19 protein-coding genes are annotated in these 19192 nt (G+C 54.0%); 8 read left to right on the forward strand and 11 right to left on the reverse strand.

Going from position 1 to position 19192, the window contains the following annotated elements; all coding sequences use genetic code 11:
• Positions 1 to 58 precede the first annotated feature (58 nt).
• The gene (locus ACIQW9_RS00985; protein WP_402331788.1) at positions 59 to 1717 is read left to right on the forward strand and encodes an ABC transporter permease; all 1659 of its coding nucleotides are present in this window, start codon (positions 59 to 61) and stop codon (positions 1715 to 1717) included.
• Between the two features lie 91 nt (positions 1718 to 1808).
• Here ACIQW9_RS00985 and ACIQW9_RS00990 read toward each other — a convergent pair whose 3' ends face one another.
• Complete coding sequence (locus ACIQW9_RS00990; RefSeq protein WP_402331791.1) at positions 1809 to 2378, reverse strand: phasin family protein; 570 nt, start codon at positions 2376 to 2378, stop codon at positions 1809 to 1811.
• Positions 2309 to 2704 (reverse strand): hypothetical protein, encoded by a 396-nt coding sequence (locus ACIQW9_RS00995; RefSeq protein WP_402331794.1) that lies wholly within the window; start codon positions 2702 to 2704, stop codon positions 2309 to 2311. The genes ACIQW9_RS00990 and ACIQW9_RS00995 overlap by 70 nt, the downstream gene beginning before the upstream one ends.
• On the opposite strand from ACIQW9_RS00995, the gene ACIQW9_RS01000 reads away from it, so the two are divergent.
• Together ACIQW9_RS01000 and pbpG are read left to right on the forward strand one after the other, a co-directional pair.
• Positions 2703 to 3599: a DMT family transporter gene (locus ACIQW9_RS01000; protein ID WP_402331797.1), complete on the forward strand. Its 897-nt coding sequence runs from the start codon at positions 2703 to 2705 to the stop codon at positions 3597 to 3599. The genes ACIQW9_RS00995 and ACIQW9_RS01000 overlap by 2 nt on opposite strands.
• Before the next feature lie 181 nt (positions 3600 to 3780).
• Positions 3781 to 4974 (forward strand): D-alanyl-D-alanine endopeptidase, encoded by a 1194-nt coding sequence (gene pbpG, locus ACIQW9_RS01005; protein ID WP_402331800.1) that lies wholly within the window; start codon positions 3781 to 3783, stop codon positions 4972 to 4974.
• A gap of 64 nt (positions 4975 to 5038) precedes the next feature.
• On the opposite strand, the gene ACIQW9_RS01010 is transcribed toward pbpG, so the two are convergent.
• The gene (locus tag ACIQW9_RS01010; protein ID WP_402331803.1) at positions 5039 to 5836 is read right to left on the reverse strand and encodes an IclR family transcriptional regulator; all 798 of its coding nucleotides are present in this window, start codon (positions 5834 to 5836) and stop codon (positions 5039 to 5041) included.
• Positions 5837 to 6044: 208 nt separating this feature from the next.
• On the opposite strand from ACIQW9_RS01010, the gene ACIQW9_RS01015 reads away from it, so the two are divergent.
• Together ACIQW9_RS01015 and ACIQW9_RS01020 are read left to right on the forward strand one after the other, a co-directional pair.
• On the forward strand, positions 6045 to 6446 hold the full coding sequence (locus tag ACIQW9_RS01015) for a diacylglycerol kinase (RefSeq protein WP_402331806.1): 402 nt from the start codon (positions 6045 to 6047) through the stop codon (positions 6444 to 6446).
• Between the two features lie 357 nt (positions 6447 to 6803).
• On the forward strand, positions 6804 to 7808 hold the full coding sequence (locus ACIQW9_RS01020; RefSeq protein ID WP_402331809.1) for a sulfate ABC transporter substrate-binding protein: 1005 nt from the start codon (positions 6804 to 6806) through the stop codon (positions 7806 to 7808).
• Positions 7809 to 7892: 84 nt separating this feature from the next.
• On the opposite strand, the gene ACIQW9_RS01025 is transcribed toward ACIQW9_RS01020, so the two are convergent.
• From ACIQW9_RS01025 to mnmH, 7 genes are all read right to left on the reverse strand, one after another.
• The gene (locus ACIQW9_RS01025; protein WP_402331812.1) at positions 7893 to 8261 is read right to left on the reverse strand and encodes a c-type cytochrome; all 369 of its coding nucleotides are present in this window, start codon (positions 8259 to 8261) and stop codon (positions 7893 to 7895) included.
• 49 nt (positions 8262 to 8310) lie between these two features.
• Positions 8311 to 9123 carry a phosphonate ABC transporter, permease protein PhnE gene (phnE, locus tag ACIQW9_RS01030; RefSeq protein ID WP_402331815.1) on the reverse strand — a complete coding sequence of 271 codons (813 nt, stop codon included), beginning with the start codon at positions 9121 to 9123 and terminating at the stop codon, positions 8311 to 8313.
• On the reverse strand, positions 9120 to 9959 hold the full coding sequence (locus tag ACIQW9_RS01035; RefSeq protein WP_402331818.1) for a PhnE/PtxC family ABC transporter permease: 840 nt from the start codon (positions 9957 to 9959) through the stop codon (positions 9120 to 9122). The genes phnE and ACIQW9_RS01035 overlap by 4 nt, the downstream gene beginning before the upstream one ends.
• 36 nt (positions 9960 to 9995) lie before the next feature.
• Positions 9996 to 10808, reverse strand: coding sequence for a phosphonate ABC transporter ATP-binding protein (locus tag ACIQW9_RS01040; RefSeq protein WP_402331820.1), 813 nt, complete (start codon positions 10806 to 10808; stop codon positions 9996 to 9998).
• A 64-nt stretch (positions 10809 to 10872) separates the two neighbouring features.
• Positions 10873 to 11742, reverse strand: coding sequence for a putative selenate ABC transporter substrate-binding protein (locus tag ACIQW9_RS01045; protein WP_402331823.1), 870 nt, complete (start codon positions 11740 to 11742; stop codon positions 10873 to 10875).
• Positions 11743 to 11820: 78 nt separating this feature from the next.
• Entirely contained in the window at positions 11821 to 12876 is a 1056-nt protein-coding gene (gene selD, locus ACIQW9_RS01050; protein ID WP_402331826.1) for a selenide, water dikinase SelD, read from the reverse strand.
• 29 nt (positions 12877 to 12905) lie between these two features.
• Positions 12906 to 13985: a tRNA 2-selenouridine(34) synthase MnmH gene (gene mnmH, locus ACIQW9_RS01055; protein WP_402331829.1), complete on the reverse strand. Its 1080-nt coding sequence runs from the start codon at positions 13983 to 13985 to the stop codon at positions 12906 to 12908.
• A gap of 275 nt (positions 13986 to 14260) precedes the next feature.
• On the opposite strand from mnmH, the gene ACIQW9_RS01060 reads away from it, so the two are divergent.
• Positions 14261 to 15067, forward strand: coding sequence for a hypothetical protein (locus tag ACIQW9_RS01060; protein WP_402331832.1), 807 nt, complete (start codon positions 14261 to 14263; stop codon positions 15065 to 15067).
• A gap of 112 nt (positions 15068 to 15179) precedes the next feature.
• On the opposite strand, the gene ACIQW9_RS01065 is transcribed toward ACIQW9_RS01060, so the two are convergent.
• Positions 15180 to 16397, reverse strand: a complete 1218-nt coding sequence (locus ACIQW9_RS01065; protein WP_402331834.1) for a YbfB/YjiJ family MFS transporter — start codon at positions 16395 to 16397, stop codon at positions 15180 to 15182.
• 135 nt (positions 16398 to 16532) lie between these two features.
• Here ACIQW9_RS01065 and ACIQW9_RS01070 point away from each other — a divergent pair, with 135 nt between their 5' ends.
• Both ACIQW9_RS01070 and gltS read left to right on the forward strand, forming a co-directional pair.
• Entirely contained in the window at positions 16533 to 17429 is an 897-nt protein-coding gene (locus ACIQW9_RS01070) for a LysR substrate-binding domain-containing protein (protein ID WP_402331836.1), read from the forward strand.
• A gap of 168 nt (positions 17430 to 17597) precedes the next feature.
• Positions 17598 to 18809 (forward strand): sodium/glutamate symporter, encoded by a 1212-nt coding sequence (gltS, locus tag ACIQW9_RS01075; protein WP_402331839.1) that lies wholly within the window; start codon positions 17598 to 17600, stop codon positions 18807 to 18809.
• The last annotated feature ends 383 nt before the right edge of the window (positions 18810 to 19192 follow it).

The following is a 19192-nucleotide window of genomic DNA, read 5'->3' on the forward strand; positions in this document are numbered from 1 at the left end:
AATGAGGGATTGATTATAATTCTCATCCACTCAATCAAGAATGAATTCATGTTTTTTCATGTCCAGAATGCTCTCCGCGCCTGACGCACGGTATCAAGGCGGCGGCCTGCATCCGTTGTTGCTTGCCTCGCTCGTCATCGCTTTGCTGGTGGGCGTTCCGATTGTCGGTGTGCTGTCGAATCTGTTTTCGCATGCCGAATTGAATGCCAGCGCCAGCACCTTTTCGCATTTGTGGGCAACGGTACTGCCCGAATACATCGTCAACAGCGCGATCATCGCGATCATCGTTGCCGTACTGACGGCGACGATAGGCATCGGTTGCGCATGGCTGGTGGCGGTCTTCGATTTCCCCGGCAAGAAATTTTTTGAGTGGGCACTGATCCTGCCGCTGGCGATGCCGGCCTATGTGGTGGCTTACGCCTATACCGACTTTCTGCAGTTCACCGGCCCGCTGCAAACCGGCTTGCGGACGCTGTTCGGCTGGCAGGGAGGGGCATACTGGTTCCCGCAGATTCGTTCGGTGGGCGGTGCCGGTTTGCTGTTTGCCCTGGTGTTGTATCCGTATGTGTATCTGCTGGTGCGCAATGCGTTTATCGAACGCAGTCCGCGCATGTGGGATGCGGCGCGCACTCTGGGCGCCGGCCCGTGGCAGGCCTTCCTGCAAGTGAGTTTGCCGCTGGCGCGTCCGGCTGCTGCTGCCGGTATGGCGCTGGCCCTGATGGAAACGCTGGCCGATTACGGTGCGGTGGCTTACTTCGGCGTGCCGACATTGACGACCGGTATTTATAAATCCTGGTATATCTTTTCCGACCGCACGGCGGCTGCACAAATTGCTGCAGTGCTGTTGATGGTTGTCATGGGATTGATGCTGCTGGAGCAGAAGAGCCGGGGCCGTGCACGTTATTACGCAGTGGGCGGACGCAGCACTGCGCAAGCGGCAACCGTACTCACAGGACGACACGCCTGGGGCGCAAGCCTGTTCTGCGCATTGCCGGTCTTGTTAGGATTCTTTGTACCGCTGATTATCTTGCTGCGTCTGCTGCTGAATGAAGATGCGCTCTCGTTTGGCACACGTTATATAGGCTGGCTGGAAAACACGATTGTGCTCGGCGGCATCACGGCACTGATCGCGGTCGTGATTTGCGTATTGATGGCGTACGCGGCGCGCGTAACGAAGAGCAGGGCGCAGGCCATCTGCAATCGCATCGTCAGTATGGGATACGCGATTCCGGGCGCGGTGATTGCGGTCGGCATCCTGATACCGCTGTCATATATCGATGCGTGGAATAGCGAACACGGGATAACGCTGATATTGAGCGGTAGCGTGATTGCGCTGGTTTATGCTTATCTGGTGCGTTTTCTTGCCGTGTCATTCCAGAGCGTGCAAGCCGGTTTGACCAAGATCACGCCGGCGATGGATGCTAGTGCGCGCAGTCTGGGACATGGCATCGGCTCGATGCTGATGCATATCCATGTGCCGTTGTTATGGCGCAGCGTGCTGACGGCCGGCCTGCTGGTGTTTGTCGATGTGGTCAAGGAATTGCCGGCAACCTTGACAATACGTCCGTTCAATTTCGATACGCTGGCGGTGATTACACATCAACTGGCGTCCGACGAACGACTCGGCGAAGCGGCATTGCCGGCATTGACGATCGTGCTGATCGCCATTGTGCCGGTAGTTATTCTGGCGCGTGCGATCGCCAGGACCAGACCCTGAAGAGAAGCTACAGTTAAAAAAATACCCCGCATAGTGCGGGGTATTTTTTGTCTTCCATCATTTTTTCAAACGATGGAAAGATCGTCTTTGTTTAAGCAGATTTGCGCGCGCGCGCGGTAGTTTTTTCTGTGGCACTGACAAACTGGCTGGCGGCAGCGTTCAAATTGCCTTCCAGCGTTTCCACGGCATGCTTGGTGGTTTTGGACAGTTGTTCGTAACCTGCATTGGCATTGCCGATGGCGGATTTGATGAGCGCAATGGCATTTTCCGAACCGGCCGGTGCGTTCTTGCTCAACTCTTCGACCAGTGACAGCACCTTGCGATTGGTTTCGGCGATTTGCGTTTCCGCCGCCTTGGCAAATTCTGCCTGCGTGCTGGTGGTGATACCGACCAGATGACGGCTGTAGGCCAGGGCTTTTTCTGCAGTTGGCTGTGCTTGCGCAGCGCTCAAGGAAAAGAATTCCTGCGGATCTTTTGCGCTGATCAGTTGCTGTGCAGTGGCGCTCGATTCCTGTAGCGACGATTTGACGACATTCAAATTCAGGTCGACGATTTTTTGCACGCTTTCAAACGCGGTGCTGGCGAAGGAATTCAGGATGGCGAGTTGCGCTTCAAACTGATTTTTGGTGGCAGTTGAAAATTGTTCTGGAATGGCAAACATGGGTTTTCTCCTAGTCGGATGATGCATGATAATACAGGGCAAAGCCGTAATTGATGCGATGCAGCATTTAGGATTTTATGCTCCTTACGCCGCATGTCAAGATAAATTTGTTGCGATGCACAATGGAAATATTTGTGGCGGAAATAGCAACATCCATTCCCGGGCCAGCGTTCCTGGCGCAGCCTGTTTTTGTGACCGGATAATGCAGCGATCTTGCATAAACCATGGGTGCGCGCCGCAAAAAATTCAACACGCGCTGATGGTTTGCGCCGCACACTAGCGGCATCTTTTCGCAGCGCCATGCCAACAATTAATAATAATTCCATGAGTTCTTTCAAAAACACCGCCGCTTCCTGGCTGGCCGCCATGCCTTTGGTGCCTTTTTTCTTCGTGCTGATCTGGAGCACAGGTTTTATCGTCGCAAAATTCGGTTTGCCGTATGCGCCACCATTGACGTTCCTGTCATTGCGCTTCCTCGGTGTGCTGATTATTCTGTTGCCGCTGGTCTTGCTGCTGCGCGCACCGTGGCCCTTGGGCAGCATGCGTCATATCGCGGTGGCGGGAATATTGGTGCAGGCCGGTTATCTGGCGGGTGTGTGGTGTGCCATCAAATTGGGAATGCCGGCCGGTTTGTCGGCCCTGATCGTCGGCATGCAGCCGGTGCTGACGGCATTTGCCGCTCCTCTGATTGGTGAAAAAGTGCGCGGACGGCAATGGATAGGCCTGGTGTTTGGTCTATGCGGCGTGGCGCTGGTGGTTGCCAACAAAATCACATTGACCGGCTTGAGCTGGCAAAGCATAGCCTTGTGCGTGATGGCCTTGCTGTCGATTACGATAGGCACGATGTATCAAAAAAGCTATTGCCCGCATTTTGATTTGCGTACCGGCACCATCGTCCAGTTTGCTGCATCCAGCGTTGTTGTGCTGCCGCTGGCAATCTGGCTGGAGGATTTTTCGCCTGCATTGCAGACAGTGCAATGGACGCCCAATTTCATTGGCGCCATGCTGTGGGCAATCCTGGCCTTGTCGATAGGTTCGATCTTTCTGCTCTTCACATTGATACGCAAGAGCGCTGCCACGCAAGTCACGAGCCTGCTCTATCTGACGCCGCCGACAACGGCCTTGATGGCGTGGGCGGCGTTCGGTGAGGTTTTCAGCCTGATCGGGGTAGCCGGCATGTTGCTTGCCGTGATAGGCGTTGTATTCGTTGTCAAAAAATAGGCGAAATGCGCATATCTGAATGCGTTGGCTGGCAATAAATTGCGCCAATTTTGTGAGTAAAAAAACATCTTCAGTTAGAAAGTAGATTAATGAATGCTGCTAACTATCTAATTCTCTTGCACATTTCACGATATTTGCTACACTGCAATTCATCATTTCTGTACCAATTGGAGACTCGCAGATGCTTAAGTCCGCGTTAGGGGTATTTTTTTCTTTATTAGTGATCGCTCACGCCCCCGTTGCGCAGGCTAAAGAGCTCGCTACCAGTTCGGCGAAAAAAACCACTGCAGCAAAAGCTGCGCCAGCGGCAAAGCGTAAAACAGCATCGAAAAATACTGCCGCGAACAAAGCCACCGGCAAGTCATCCAAGCACACATCTTCCAAGTCGGCTAAACGCAGCAATGTAAAAGCTGCACCCGGCAAAGCATCTCGTTCGCGCAGCGCCTCACTGAATTCCGATGAGAAGCTCGTCAAAAAAGTGGTGACGGTCAATGGCAAGAAGCGGGTTATCTATCAACGCATCGCGCAGCCGGTGATTCCAACGGTGCCGCCTGTCATGACTGCCGGTGATATAGCCGGTTTAAGCATGACGCGTGATGCATTGGCGCTGGCATCCAGTGTGGCGCTGGTAATAGATCAATCCACTTCCGAAGTTCTGTTCGAGAAAAATGCAAATGTCACGTTGCCGATCGCTTCGATTACCAAGCTGATGACCGGTCTGGTAGTAGTGGAAGCGCAGCAGGACATGAATGAAATTCTGGAAGTGACCACTGAAGACATCGATCGCGAGAAAAACAGTTCATCCCGCTTGCGTGTGGGCTCGCAGTTGTCGCGTGCAAACATGCTGCACATTGCCTTGATGAGTTCGGAAAACCGCGCTGCCTCAGCGCTGGGCCGTCACTATCCGGGTGGCCTGCGTGCCTTTGTCGCCACGATGAATGCCAAGGCAAAATCGCTGGGCATGAGAGGTACGCACTATGTGGATTCAACCGGCTTGTCGAGCAACAATGTAGCGAGCGCGCGCGATCTTGCGAAGTTGGTCGTAGAGGCATACAACCATCCGATTCTTCGCCAGTACTCAACTGACTCAAAATATGTGGTGGAACCGGGCGGACGCGCGCTGCAGTATGCAAACTCGAATCGTTTGGTCAGCAGCCCTGATTGGGAAATCGGGCTGCAGAAAACCGGTTATATTTCCGAGGCAGGCCGTTGCCTGGTGATGCAGACGAATATTAATGAACGGCCTATCGTCATGATCTTCCTCGACTCCAAAGGAAAGTTTTCGCGTCTGGGTGATGCGACGCGGATACGCAAATGGCTGGAAACGATGGAGCCGCAAAATGTTGCACGCACGCAGCGCAGGATAGAGGGTTGAGATCATATCGATCATAAAAAAAGCGAACCGAGGTTCGCTTTTTTTATTACGCAAGTACGCAAGATTAATTAGCTGGCGTCGTTTCATTCCCGATATAGCCGAGCGCCACCGATATCTCACGCGCAGTGCGCATCAAATCTTCCAGCCATTCTTCCTGCAGGCGGTCGGCAGGCGCGGAAATCGACAGGCCGGCAATCAGCTTGCCGGTATCGTCATGAATGCCGGCTGCCATGCAGCGCACTCCCAGTTCCAGTTCTTCATTGTCGCGCGCATAGCCATGCGTACGCACCAGGCTTAATTCGTTTTCCAGCCTGTTCAAATCCGTAATCGAATTCTTGTTGTGACCGACCAGATGTGTGCGGATGGCGTAAGCCTGCACCATTTTCGGTTCGTCTATCGACAGAAACAGTTTGCCGGTCGAGGTCAGGTGCAGCGGTGCACGACCGCCGATGGCGCGCACGACCTGCATGCCGGAACGCTCGGAAAAGGCGCGATCGATGTAGATGATTTCATCGTTTTGCCGCACCGATAAATTGACAGTCTGATTGGTTTTTCGATGCAGATGACGCATCAGATCCAGTGCTGCTTCACGTACGCTCAAGCGGCTTTTGACGATATTGCCCAGTTCCAGCAAGCGCATGCCGAGCCGGTACGCGCCGGGCTCCGACCTGTCGACAAAACGCTTGAGGACGAGATCGTTCAGGATGCGATGCGCAGTGGATGGATGCAGACCAGTGACGCGGGAAAGCTCTTTCAGGCTGACCGGATCGGGGTAGGTTGCGAGCGCATCCAGTAGCGACACCATGCGCTCTATGACTTGTATCGAGGTTTTGTCCGTCTCTGCAGAATGATGTGTTTTCATGTTTGACTTATGCGATGCAGTCCAGTCTTTATATCACATTGTGAAAGATGAAAAAAGTTTGCAGCGCTTTATCCGTGCAATTTTTGCATTTTTCAACATGCTGTTTAACGTGATATTCACGAAGTGAATGGCATTGTGCTCATACACTTGTGCCTATGCACTGTTGCACCGATAATCGCGCCACATCCATTCACTAATATCAAATCGCATGATCGATCCAGAACAAGCAGTGAGCGAATTCAAAAGCAAGAGCGGCCTGAAGCGTATTTTTTCTGCCTTCGGTTATTCCATGGCAGGTTTCAAATCTGCATGGCGCAGCGAACATGCTTTTCGTCAGGAATTATTTGTTGTCGTGATTGCGACCATTGCGGCCTTGCTGTTGCCTGTCGCAGCATGGGAGAAGTTGGTGCTGATAGGCGTGTTTGTGCTGGTGCTGATTGTGGAACTGATCAACTCGGCGATAGAAGCGGTAGTGGATCGCGTTTCGCTGGAACGCAATCCGCTGTCGAAGAATGCCAAGGACTTCGGCAGTGCTGCGGTGTTGTTGACACTGACGCTCGCGGCAGCAACCTGGCTGGTTATTTTATGGCCCTTGTTCGCAGGAAAATGAATATCTCTGATGTGAACGAAGAGGCTCGTTCATGGATGATGGAATAAGCTAATAACAAATGTTTATACAGGCTGCCACAAGCATCTTTGCTTATGGCAGCCTTTTTATTTCAGTGTTCGATGGCATGAATTTCATCCAGCGTGGTGCATGCATGATGGGTCGCTCACCACTCTGCGCATGCGCTTATGCAGAGGCATGCCTCGAACGGCTTTGGCATGCAGAACCATATTTCTCGAAGAGTCATAAAAAATCTTTATGCGTAAAACGCATAAGGAAGGATGAAACAATTCGTGTCGTTTTTTTTTGCAGCAATTTAATCTTCAATCCTCAGAAACGAAATGCCCAAGGGGAAAGAAAATGTTGCTCAAAAAATTGATAGCCACCGCCTTCACCATTGCACTGATTGCACCGGCAGTACATGCAGCAGAAGTCTCGTTGTTGAATGTCTCTTACGATCCAACGCGCGAGCTGTATCAGGATTTCAACAAGGCCTTCGCCAAGGAATGGAAAACAAAAACCGGCGACGACGTCAAGGCGAAAGTATCGCATGGCGGTTCGGGCAAACAGGGGCGTGCAGTCATCGACGGCCTGGAAGCAGACGTGGTGACGCTGGCATTGGCGTATGACATCGACGCCATTGCAGAACGTGGATTGCTCAACAAGGATTGGCAAAAACGTCTGCCGCATAACAGCTCGCCTTACACCTCGACCATCGTGTTCCTGGTACGCAAGGGAAATCCGAAAGGCATCAAGGATTGGAACGATCTGGTCAAGCCGGGCGTAGCCGTCATCACACCGAATCCGAAAACATCTGGCGGTGCGCGCTGGAACCATCTGGCGGCCTGGCTGTATGCGCTGAAGCAACCGGGTGGCAGCGAAGTCACGGCAACCGAGTTCGTCAGCAAACTGTACAAGAACGTCCCGGTACTGGATTCCGGCGCACGTGGATCCACCACCACTTTTGTTGAGCGCGGTATCGGCGACGTTTTGCTGGCATGGGAAAACGAAGCCATCCTGGCGATCAAGGAACTCGGTCCGGACAAGGTTGAAATTGTCGCGCCTTCCGTCAGCATCCTGGCTGAGCCGCCAGTGGCTGTAGTGGACAAGGTTGTCGATCGTCGCGGCACGCGTAAAGTGGCAGAAGCCTATCTGCAATATCTGTACTCGACCGAAGGCCAGGAAATTGCAGCGCAAAATTACTATCGTCCTATCGATGAAAAAGTGGCGAAAAAATACGCCGGACAATTTCCGAAATTGAAGCTGTACACGATTGCCGATGTGGGTGGCTGGGCCAAGGCGCAGAAAGAGCATTTCTCTGACGGCGGTGTATTCGACAAAATCTATCAACCGGGCAAGAAATAATTGTCCGGATACCGGATGCCTGGCTTGACGTTTTAAAAGCCGGTGAACGTAAATGCTCTGCGTTGAGACGAATGCCTCAATTGCTTATTTGTACTGGCTCAAGTAAGCAAGCAGATCATCAATCTGCCTGTCATTCCCGATGCCAAAAAAGCGCATTTTATTTCCCGGCACCACATCGTTCGGCGACTTGAGAAACGCACGTAATGATGCTTCCGACCAGACGATGCGCGAATTCATCATTGCTGCTGAATATTTGAAATCTTTGGTGGCGCCGGCAGGTCTGCCGACGATGCCATTCAATTGCGGGCCAAAGACGCCGCGTGCAGATCGTCCGACCTGATGGCAACTTGCGCATTTTGCGAAGGCCGTCTTGCCTGCGATCACGTCGCCTGCCGCATGAGCCTGGTATGCAGCGCAACTCAATGCGAGCGCCAGTAATAGTTTCTTCTTCATTTCCTGTCTGTGTAAAACGTTCTTTGCCCAACGGCAGAGAACTTCCCGCTTACCGGGTCATCATCCGTCTTAGCATATAGCTGAGGGCGTCGACTACGCCTACCATCAGCAGCATGGCGACGATGACGCTGGCAGCTTGCTGCATCTGGAATAGCGACAGATGGTATTTCAGCATCTGACCAAGACCGCCTGCACCAACCACGCCAAGAATTGCTGCTGCGCGGATATTGTTTTCCCAGCGATACAGCGTGTAAGACATCATTTGCGGACTGCATTGCGGCAGCGTTGAATAGAGAAATGCTGCCACCGGATGGACGCCATTCGTGCACAAGGTTTCTTCAGACAGGGACGGGCAGTTTTCAAAGGCTTCGGCAAACAGGCGTCCCAGCACACCGATGGTATGCAGGGTCAAGGCCAGTGTTCCTGCAAAAGGACCTAGTCCGGCAGCAATCAGTAAAACGGAAGCCCAGACCAGTTCGGGAATGGAACGCAGCACGTTCAATATGGATCGCGTAAGCAGTCGTGCGGCAACGCCGAAACGTCCGCTGGCCGGCAAGCCAAGCAGGATGCCGAAGCATGCGGCGATAAGCGTGCCGATTGCAGACATCGTCAGCGTCTCGAACGTTGCGCTGGCGATTTTTTGCAGAAAAGCGGGTGCCAGTTCAGGCGGTGCAAAGCCGCGCAGGAATTCAATACTGGTGCGCACAGCGTCGGCGCCGAAAAATTCATGCAGCTTCAATGGCAGCGAAGCAAAGCTGGCAAACACCAGCAGCACAATGCCGGCCAGCAGTGTCATGGTCGACCAGTGCATGGAAGGGCGTTGCGGCAAGTTCGGCCGCATCGCTTGCTGTGCCGACTTCATGCGAGCCTCCTGCGCAGCATGGCCGATACGCCGTCCGCTGCCGCCACCAGCAGAATGAATACGATCAGCATGGTTGCCAGTTCGTCGCCCGCCATCATCTTGATGGATTCATCCATGCGCTGGCCGAGTCCGCCTGCACCGACAAAACCCATTACCACCGAGCCGCGTATTGCACATTCCCAGCGGTAGACCGTATAGGACACCAGTTCCGAAGCAGACTCCGGCAATGCGCCGTATAAAAAGGCGCCGAGACGGCCGCTGCCATTTTGCAACAGCGTATTGCATGCGCTGGCATCGGATGACTCAAGAATGTCGGCATATACTTTTCCCAGCATGCCGCAGTAAGTCAGCGCAATGGCGACTACGCCGGCTGTCGGGCCAAGACCGACAATACGCACCAGCAGTAATGCCCAGACCAGCTCCGGCACGCTGCGCAACAGAATCAACAGCCAGCGTATGGCATTGCGCAATGCTGATGCGAGCAGCGAGACGCGCCCGCTGCCCAGACGCGAGATCGATAAACGGTCGGTCGCCAGCAGCGTCATCGGAATCGCGCCGAGCAGCGCCAGCGTCATGCCGGCAGTCGCCATTGCCACGGTTTCCCAGCTTGCGCGCAGAACCATTTGCAGGAATTCCGCCGAATGCGCAGGCGGGAAAAAACCGGACACGAAATTCCATGTGGCCTGCAGGCTTTGTGCGTCGAACAGGATCCAGGGTTTGAACTCGGCCTGTACCAGCATAGGCCATAGAATCAGGATGAGTACTGCGCATCCCAGGACGCGACCACGCCATGCAGGATCGCGCCCGGCTTTGCTGGCGAGTGTGGTGGTCGACATGGCGTCTAGACTAAAAACATGAAGTGAAATGCCGCATCAGCAACGTGACATGGGATCGATGGCAGCGTGCTCCGCTGCGATGCCCGCGGCACTATCGTCATTGGTGTTCTGATACAGCGCGGCGATCATGGCGTCGCTTATATCGGCGCTTGACGCATCGAACACGATACGGCCGTCACGCAAGCCGATAATGCGCGGGAAATTCGCGCGTGCCAGTTCCACCTGATGCAGGCTGCATACCAGTGTCGCATGACGTTGTTGCGCTTCCTGCTGCAAGACTTTCAGGGTTTGCAATGCCAGGGTCGGGTCGAGTGCGGAAAGCGGTTCATCGACCAGGAAGGCTTCCGCACTGGAGATGAGCGCGCGCGCCATACCGCAGCGCTGGCGCTCGCCACCGGACAAGCGATCCACCCGCGCATACAGCTTGTCCTGCAGATTGAAAGGCAGCAATGCGCGATAGGCAGCGTCAACCTCCACCGGCTTGATCAGCGAACGTATCGCCTGCCATACGCTCCATTGCGGCAGCGCACCGGCCAGTACCGCATTCACGACGCGCTGGCGTGGCGGCAGCGGCGGTGTTTGCGGTGCGAGGAACAGGCGCGCGCGCATCCGGTGCCGTGCTGCACTGTCGAGCTGCCAGGGATTGTTGCCGAACATCTGCATCTCGCCTTGCGCCGGTTTCAACGCACAGGCGAGCGTATGCAGCAGGCTGGTTTTACCCGCTCCCGATGGGCCGATCAAGGCGATTTGTTCGCCTTGTGCGATCGTCAGCGTCAGATCGCGCAAGGCAAAGGATGACTTGGCCGCGCCACTGTAGTGTGCGCTGATTGAGTTGAGAAGAAATGTCATCCGGATGAGTCGGCAGTACTCGCAAGCGCCGCCACGTTCATTGCGGCGGCGCGTATCAAGTTTGTTATTTCAGCAGACCGGCGTTACGCGCAGCAGTTTCGATGGCAGCGTAATTTTCGGCTTTGGTCGGAATGAAACGTGTGGCACGTTGCAGTTCCAAAATTTCCTTGTCCTGCGGATTGTTGGCATCCAGTGCCAGGAACGCATCGCTCAATTTTTTACGCACCACAGGATTCATGTCCGAGCGCACGCTCCAGTTGTAATCGTAATAACCTGGCGTCGTATAGAACACGCGTACCTGTTGCGGGTTGACCTTGCCGGTAGCAACCAGCTTTTCCCATACCGAGATATTCAGAACGCCTGCATCGACCTTGCCGCCGGAAACTGCGGCGACGGTTGCATCGTGTGCGCCAGAGAACGCAACGCGCTTCATGTCGGTATCAGGATTGATTTTTGCAGCCAGCAAATAGGAGCGTGGCATCAAGTGGCCGGAGGTGGACGATTCCGAACCGAAGCTGAAATTCTTCCCTTTCAGGTCGCCCAGCTTTGTGATGGATTTATCGGTGGTGATAAATACCGATTTGAATTTTTCATCTTCTTCGCGCTGTACCAAAGGAATGATCTTGCCGCCACTGCGTACGTTTGCCTGCACAAAAGTAAAGCCGCCGAACCAGACCATGTCGAGCTTGTTGTTGATCAGGCCTTCGACTGAAGCGGCATAGTCCGTCACTGGCGTAAATTCAACCTTCATGCCGAGCTTTTGCTCAAGATAGTTACCAAGCGGTTTGAACTTGCGCTGCAATTCGGTCGGCGCTTCATCGGGAATGGCGGATACGCGCAATACTTGCTGCGCATGAACAGGGCTGCTCATCGCCAGTGTTGCCAGGGCGGCTGCCATCAAGGCGCGGAATTGCGAAACGGAGAAGCGAATCATGGATGAACCTTTTGTAATGAGGGAAACTGCTTGAATAATGATAAAAATGAAGCAGGACAGGTGGCGCCCCAGTCTTTGCTATCTCACCTCAACGCCGGATTTCCCCGCACGCATTTCGCCGATCACGGCGGCCTCGGCAAAGCCGTCTTTTTTGAATAATTCCAATACCTGTTCGACGGTGTCCGGTGCGCATGACACCAACAGTCCGCCGGCAGTTTGTGGATCGGTCAGCAGCGCCTGCTGTACCGGACTGATGGACGGCGCCAATACTACTTCGTGGCCGTAACCCTGCCAGTTCCTTCCGGACGCGCCAGTGATGCATCCTTGTTCGGCCAGCTTCTGCACTTGCGGCAATAGCGGAATCAGGGACATGTCCAGCTGTGCTGTAAGCCCGGCGCCGCGCGCCAGTTCCAGCAAATGCCCGAGTACGCCAAAACCGGTGACATCGGTCAGCGCATGCACGCCAGCGAGCTGCGCCAGCGCCTTGCCGGGCGTATTGAGTTTGGTTGTATTGGCGATCATGGATGCGTAGCCGGCTGCATCCAGTACGTTTTTCTTTAATGCCGCTGACAGTACGCCGACGCCTATCGGTTTGCCCAGAATCAGTTGGTCGCCGGCGCGCGCACTGGCATTGCGCTTGATATGCGAGGGGTGCACAAGCCCCATCACAACCAGTCCGTAAATCGGTTCGACGGAATCGATCGTGTGGCCGCCGGCAATCGGAATCCCTGCCTCTGCACAGATAGCTTCACCGCCTTTCAGTATCAGCCCTATCGTTTCCAGCGGCAATTTTCCGACCGGCATGCCGACCAGCGCGAGCGCCATGATCGGGGTGCCGCCCATCGCATACACGTCTGAAATGGCATTGGTGGCGGCAATCCGGCCGAAGTCGTAAGGATCGTCGACGATGGGCATGAAAAAATCCGTGGTGGCAATCAGCGCCTGTTCGTCATTGAGCTGGTAGACGGCAGCATCATCGGAGGTTTCGATACCGACCAGCAGTTCCTTGGGCATCGGAAAACCGCCGGTGCCTTTCAGTATCTGCGCGAGCACGCCAGGCGCAATTTTGCAGCCGCAGCCGCCACCGTGCGAGAACTCGGTCAGTCTGATGATGGGTGGTGTTTCTGTCGTCATGTGCGAGCTGCCTTTGAAATACGCGCCGACTAGGCGGCTGGGAAATTGTCTGCGGACTGAATCAACTGCCGGGCTGCCTGCTGGAAGCTCGCTTCGGAGATATCCGCCAGAGTGAGGGCTTGTGCCTGTTGCAATTGAATGAAATTGCGCTTGATCGATTGCAGATAGCCCGGATCGTAATGCGTGCGCAGCAACTCGTCCACCAGCTCAGGTGTCTGATTCGAGAGCGCGAGTTGATGCCATTGTGCGATTTTTTCGCGACCATGCAATGGGATAAGGAAATCGAGTTGCGTATTGAGTTGCGCCGGATCTGCAATAAAGTGAGGATATTCTTCCATCAGCAAGGCAACGCGATGCGGAGTGGAAAGATGCACTGTGGTGCAGGGCGAGGCACGCATTTTATCCATCAACTGATCCGGCACCCGCAACTTTCCCACTTTCTTGCTTTCCGCCTCGACGAAAATCGGTCGCGCCGGATCGAAGCCGCTTAACAATTCCCACAGCAGACTTTCAAACCGCTTCTGCGACGGTTGCGGCGCGGCAGGCAAATCGCCCAGTACCGAACCGCGATGCGCTGCCAGCTTCTCCAGATCCAGTACCTGCGCTCCCTGGCTTGCCAACACTCGCAGCAGGCGACTTTTTCCGCTGCCGGTCGGCCCGCATAGCACGTTGAAGTTCAAGGCCTGCGGCAAAACGGCCAGTTCGGCATTGACATGGCTGCGATAGGCTTTGTAGCCGCCGTTCAGTTGCATGACCGGCCACCCGATGCGCGCAAAAATATGCGCCATGGCGCCACTACGATTGCCGCCACGCCAGCAATAAATCAGGGGTTTCCAGTTTTGCGGATGGCCGAGAAATTGGCTTTCGATATGCTGAGCGATATTTTTCGCCACCAGCACTGCACCCAGCTTCTTCGCCTCGAACGCACCGACCGTCTTGTACATGGTGCCAACCTGTACACGCTGTTCATTGTCGAGAACAGGGCAATTAATCGCGCCGGGGATATGATCTTCGTGAAATTCTGCGGGGCTGCGCACGTCAATGATGGCATCGAACTGCGCGAGTTGCGGTCGAAGCTCACTGAAGGAAAGTACGGCTGGGTACTTCATTGTTGGGTAGTTGGTGTGTGGAATGCCGGGTATTATCGCTGATAAAGCGAAAACGCTGATTCGCATAGCGAAATTATCTGCCTGATCACAGGCTTCACGCCCATCCGCCGCTCATCGCATGTCGCTGCGCTGGCCTGCAGAGCTTGAGCCTGAAGAAAAGCGGACATATGATCGCGACCCGGGCACATGCATTGCGCCGTGTGATCGAGAACAAAAATTCCTCTTGCTCAAGAGCGGCGGTACACTACCGGCGCTTTCATTTATATCGCCTGAACATGACCATCACTATCAACGAAGACCTGCGCGCCTATATCGATCCATTAACTGAAGATGAGTACGCTGCACTGGAACGCAGTCTGCTGTCGGAAGGCTGTCGCGATGCATTGGTATTGTGGGGCGACCTGCTGGTCGATGGCCACAATCGCTACGGCATCTGCCAGAAACACGCGATTCCTTTCAATACTGTGCAGAATCATGCATTCCAGTCGATCGATGATGTACACCTGTGGATGATCGACAATCATCTGGGACGACGCAGCGTTTCGGATTTTCAGCGCGGCGTGCTGGCATTGCGCAAAAAAGAAATCGTCGCTGCACGCTTGGCGCAGCAGCAATCTCCTGAAGCACCTGCTGGCGGCGATGCGCATGTGCAGGCAGAGAAAGAATCGCCATTGACCCGCGAGGCCGTTGCGCGTGCCGCACGCATGAGTAGTGCAACACTGGGGCAAATTGAAAAAATACAAAAAACAGCGGCGCCTGAACTGGTAGGCGCGATCAAATCCGGTGCCATTTCCATCAATGCCGCAGCGGCGCTTGCTTCCTTGCCGAGCGAAAAGCAGATCGCTGCCGTTGCCGGCGGCAAGAAGGAATTGCGTCAGGCGGCAAGACAGGTGCGTGAATCCAGATTGCCGCAGAAACCCAAGGTCGAACTGGCAGCGCCACCGGACGGCGCCTCGGCAGATCAAATCGAAATTTATCGTTTGAAGGGTTTGCTGGCTGAAATGACCGAAGAGCGAGATCACTTGAAAAAGAAAGTGCAGCATTTGACGATAGCACTGGCAGAGACGCGGAGCGAACAATAATCAGTGCTAATGACCGCTCCAGAGCAATAACAAATTTTATTCCAGTTTTTTTCAGAGCGGCTATACGTGCGAGGCGGGCGTACGGTGCAGTGCGATTGAAGAAGGCTGTATATCAATCCTCTTTTTTGCATAAAACCAACGTAGCTACTGCAGCAGTTGATGTGTGTGCTTTTGGCGTGAGCATAATGAGCAAGCCGCCGCTTGCCAGCAAGATGCTGCCGATGGCGAAGAGCGGTATGTAGCTGCCGAGTACGCCGTAGAGCGCAGACATACCGTAACCGGATAAAGCCTGCGCGCTGGAGAAGGATGCTGCGCCCATTCCCCATACGCGCTTGTATGCCGCTGGCCCGACCAGTTCCATCAATCTGCCGGATGTCAGGGCTACCAGGCCGGTCACCATGACACCGACGATCAGCGAAGATGCCGAGCGCCAGAAGAACGAGATCGACAGCAAGGGAATCGCAATCGCGGCCGCCTTGATAAAAAATCCCAATGCCAGACTGCGATGCCAACCCAAACGATTGCCAAGAAAACCGGCAACCATCGGGCCGACAATTGCGCCTATCCCAAACAGCAGCCATTGGAATGAAGCGGCACTTGTTCCCAGCGATTTTTCTCTCTCCAAAAAATCAACCCAGAAAGCGGTGTGAGGCACGAAGCCGGCCGCATCAAAACCATAAGCGATCACGACGATGAAGGCCGCGATGCTGACTTTCTGAATGGGCGATGAGTCTGTCGTTTGCTGCGTCGGTATCTCTGCTTGTTGTATACGGATGCGACGCAAGCCCCAATCGCAGGCAAGGCCGGCAAGCAGGGTGATCATGCCTAGTACCAACCAGGCGCCAGTCAGGCTGATGCGGAGCAGTAGTGGTACTACGGTCGCGGATAGTATGGCGCCCATGCCTATGCCGGTGAAGACGAGGGAGGCAACCGTCGTTTTTCGTCCGGTGGCAGCGGCCATCAATGCGATAGATGGGCCGACCACCATCAAGATGCCGCCGGCAACGCCGGATACAAAGCGCCAGAAGAAAAACCAGACGAATGCGCCTGGCAGCGAGCACAGGATAAAACTCAGCATGACGCCAAGAAAGGCAATGCCCAGCAGCCCGCGTGCTTCAAATCGTTCGGACAGTCGATACGCCATCAGCGAACCAAGCAGATAGCCAAGCAGATTGGCAGCACCGAGATAAACAGCTTGTGAACTCAGGAACCAGCCGTGATGGATGACGGCTGGCAATAGCGGCGTATACGCGAGCCGCGCCAAACCAACAGCAGCCAAAGTGGCACTCATGCCAACGGCGATAGCGGGAAGATCGGTACGTGTAACCATGTGTGTTCCATTGATGAAAGAACAGGCGCAGCAGTTGCCTGTCGATAGGATGATAGTGATACATGGTCAGCACTACAAACGATTAGTAATGATAAGCTGCATCACATTTAGAGATGTCGATCTGAAGGTGATCTTATGGATTTGAAGTCATTGCGCCTGTTCATTGCCGTTGCAGAAACCGGCAGTTTTGTCGCGGCGGCCGAGCGGCATCACACGGTTCAGTCCAATGTGACTGCGCATATCAAAAAAATGGAAGATGAAGTCGGCGTGCAACTGATCGCTCGCGGTGGACGCGTGCGTCTGACTTCTGCCGGCTTCACGCTGATGACGTATGCCGAACGAATTATTCAGGCGCATGATGAAGCGATAGCCTTGTTCAAAGGTGGACATATTAGTGGCAGTCTGCGTGTGGGTGCGATGGAAACCACAACAGCGCTCAGACTTCCGCCACTGCTCACGCATTTCCACGCAGCTTTTCCTGAAGTCAATCTGAAGCTCACCACCGGCCCAACGGCCGATCTGGTTGCGGGTTTGAACGAAGGGCGCTTTGACTGCGTGTTCATCGCCGGCAAGCTGGAGAACCCGCGTCTGTATCAATTTAAAGCGTACAGAGAAGAACTGGTGCTGGTGTCGGCAACGCCGCTGACTGCCATGCCTTCGGCCGAAGAATTGGCATCCTCAACCTTCCTCGTCTTTGGACAGGGATGCAGTTATCGTCAGCGGGTGGATGTATTGTTGTCAGATCGTGGCGTGTACTCGTCGCGCATGGTTGACTTTGGTTCGCTGGATGCGATTCTTGGCTGTGTTGGCGCCGGGATGGGTTATGCGCTGATACCGAAAGTGGTCTTTGATGCGCATCAGCATCGCTTCCCGATTTACAGCCTGGCATTGCCGGCAAGATTGGGTGCGGTAGATACTTATTTTGTGGCGGCAGAAACGAATACATGGACGCCGGCGCTGGCATCGTTTTCTGAAGCGTTGCGGCGATCGTTAGTGTCAACGCAGGCTGAAAGATTGATTGCAGTTTCTTGATGCAGGATGCTACCAAGTCAGCAATTTTTTGCAAGTCGTCAATACAGCATTGCCTTTAAACGGTTTGGCGATCCAGCTCTTGAGTGCGCCGCATTTTGATTGCCCGCAAGGTATTGATGTCTGGTATTTTCTGATACAGGGAAGAAAAAAGGTAATGAAAGGTGATTGATGATTAGTTTCGATATTCTGGAAACACTGGTGGCGGCATCGCTGGTGTTGTTGTTGGGACGTAAGCTGGTCTCGTCTTTCTCCTGTCTGAAAACCTATAGTATTCCCGAGCCGGTAGTCGGTGGCCTTCTGGTCGCATTGCTTCTGTTTGCGCTGCATGGCTTCTCAAACACGCAAGTACGGTTCGATAGCAGCTTGCAAGGACCGCTCATGCTGGCTTTCTTTGCCACCATTGGTCTGAATGCCAATCTCGCCAGTTTGAAAGCCGGAGGTCGTACCTTATTCTTGTTTCTCGGAGTGGTGTTCGGGCTGCTAGTCGCGCAAAATATCATCGGCATCAGCATGGCGAAAATCATGGGACTTGATCCGCTGATCGGTTTGCTGGGCGCGTCGATTTCCCTGTCTGGCGGCCATGGCACCGGGGCGGCTTGGGGCCGGGTATTTGCGGAACGACATGGCCTGGCCGCAGCGACTGAAATCGCAATCGCCTGCGCTACTTTCGGCCTGGTCTTGGGAGGGTTGGTTGGCGGCCCGGTGGCGGGGTTCCTGGTAAAACGCTTCAAGTTGCAAGCCACTGCAAGCACGCAGCCGAGTGATGACGAGGTGCAGCAGAGCTTTGAACAACCGAAAGCGGTACAGCTGATTACGCCGCAGGCATTCATTGAGGCGCTCGCTCTGATTGCTGTGAGTCTTTCTGCCGGCACTACGATTGCGAATCAATTGAACGGCACTGCTTTTGAACTGCCGACTTTCGTTTGCGTACTATTCGTCGGTGTCTTGCTGAGCAACGGCCTGTCCTTACTGGTCGGATACAAGATTTTCGAGCGTGCCATTCAGGTACTGGGTAATGTCAGCTTGTCCCTGTTTCTGGCGATGGCCTTAATGAGTTTGCGTTTATGGGATGTGGTATCGCTGGCTTTGCCGGTGTTGCTGATCCTGATCGTACAGGCAGTGGCGATGGCGGCTTATGCGGTGTTCGTGACATTTCGCGTGATGGGCTCAAATTACGATGCTGCAGTGCTGGCGGCCGGGCATTGCGGTTTTGGCCTGGGCGCGACGCCGACCGCGATTGCCAATATGCAGGCGGTGACAGAGCGCTTCGGACCATCGCACGTGGCTTTCCTGGTGGTGCCTATGGTCAGCGCTTTTTTTATCGACATCGCGAATGCGATTGTCATCAAAATATTCCTGGCACTGCCGATTTATAACTGACAGTGCTGTCGGAATTAAGTGGCGAGCTTTGACATGGATGCAGGCTGAATCTGGCATACAACTCTTCATATCCAAGGCATCCAAGTAGAGTTGTTTCAAAGCTCATTGTAGTTAACGTGACTTGCCATTTCGGTCTTTAAGTACGCCGAGTCTCAACTATTGAGGCAAAAATCTCACCTTCTGCGGCAAGAATCTCAACTTCCGTGTCACTTTACGGAGAGCGTTGAGTGACAGAGAAGTTGAGACTCTTCGAAAAGAAAATCAGATAGTTACAAATCTGATTGACATAGATGATGAGCCGATTTGACGCTGAACATGAGATTTCTTATGGTCTCGCCAAACAAAGTGAGATTTTTCTGAAATGGCTGTTTCTGAGCAGAATG

Origin of the sequence: Herminiimonas sp. NPDC097707 (assembly GCF_044761395.1) — a bacterium.
In the GTDB taxonomy this organism is placed as follows: Bacteria; Pseudomonadota; Gammaproteobacteria; order Burkholderiales; family Burkholderiaceae_D; genus Oxalicibacterium.

Coding starts and splice junctions, on each gene's coding strand:
- ACIQW9_RS00985 (WP_402331788.1), top strand. CDS start 59: ATGTCCAGAATGCTCTCCGCGCCTGACGCACGGTATCAAGGCGGCGGC.
- ACIQW9_RS00990 (WP_402331791.1), bottom strand. CDS start 2,378: ATGTTTGCCATTCCAGAACAATTTTCAACTGCCACCAAAAATCAGTTT.
- ACIQW9_RS01000 (WP_402331797.1), top strand. CDS start 2,703: ATGAGTTCTTTCAAAAACACCGCCGCTTCCTGGCTGGCCGCCATGCCT.
- ACIQW9_RS00995 (WP_402331794.1), bottom strand. CDS start 2,704: ATGGAATTATTATTAATTGTTGGCATGGCGCTGCGAAAAGATGCCGCT.
- pbpG (WP_402331800.1), top strand. CDS start 3,781: ATGCTTAAGTCCGCGTTAGGGGTATTTTTTTCTTTATTAGTGATCGCT.
- ACIQW9_RS01010 (WP_402331803.1), bottom strand. CDS start 5,836: ATGAAAACACATCATTCTGCAGAGACGGACAAAACCTCGATACAAGTC.
- ACIQW9_RS01015 (WP_402331806.1), top strand. CDS start 6,045: ATGATCGATCCAGAACAAGCAGTGAGCGAATTCAAAAGCAAGAGCGGC.
- ACIQW9_RS01020 (WP_402331809.1), top strand. CDS start 6,804: ATGTTGCTCAAAAAATTGATAGCCACCGCCTTCACCATTGCACTGATT.
- ACIQW9_RS01025 (WP_402331812.1), bottom strand. CDS start 8,261: ATGAAGAAGAAACTATTACTGGCGCTCGCATTGAGTTGCGCTGCATAC.
- phnE (WP_402331815.1), bottom strand. CDS start 9,123: ATGAAGTCGGCACAGCAAGCGATGCGGCCGAACTTGCCGCAACGCCCT.
- ACIQW9_RS01035 (WP_402331818.1), bottom strand. CDS start 9,959: ATGTCGACCACCACACTCGCCAGCAAAGCCGGGCGCGATCCTGCATGG.
- ACIQW9_RS01040 (WP_402331820.1), bottom strand. CDS start 10,808: ATGACATTTCTTCTCAACTCAATCAGCGCACACTACAGTGGCGCGGCC.
- ACIQW9_RS01045 (WP_402331823.1), bottom strand. CDS start 11,742: ATGATTCGCTTCTCCGTTTCGCAATTCCGCGCCTTGATGGCAGCCGCC.
- selD (WP_402331826.1), bottom strand. CDS start 12,876: ATGACGACAGAAACACCACCCATCATCAGACTGACCGAGTTCTCGCAC.
- mnmH (WP_402331829.1), bottom strand. CDS start 13,985: ATGAAGTACCCAGCCGTACTTTCCTTCAGTGAGCTTCGACCGCAACTC.
- ACIQW9_RS01060 (WP_402331832.1), top strand. CDS start 14,261: ATGACCATCACTATCAACGAAGACCTGCGCGCCTATATCGATCCATTA.
- ACIQW9_RS01065 (WP_402331834.1), bottom strand. CDS start 16,397: ATGGTTACACGTACCGATCTTCCCGCTATCGCCGTTGGCATGAGTGCC.
- ACIQW9_RS01070 (WP_402331836.1), top strand. CDS start 16,533: ATGGATTTGAAGTCATTGCGCCTGTTCATTGCCGTTGCAGAAACCGGC.
- gltS (WP_402331839.1), top strand. CDS start 17,598: ATGATTAGTTTCGATATTCTGGAAACACTGGTGGCGGCATCGCTGGTG.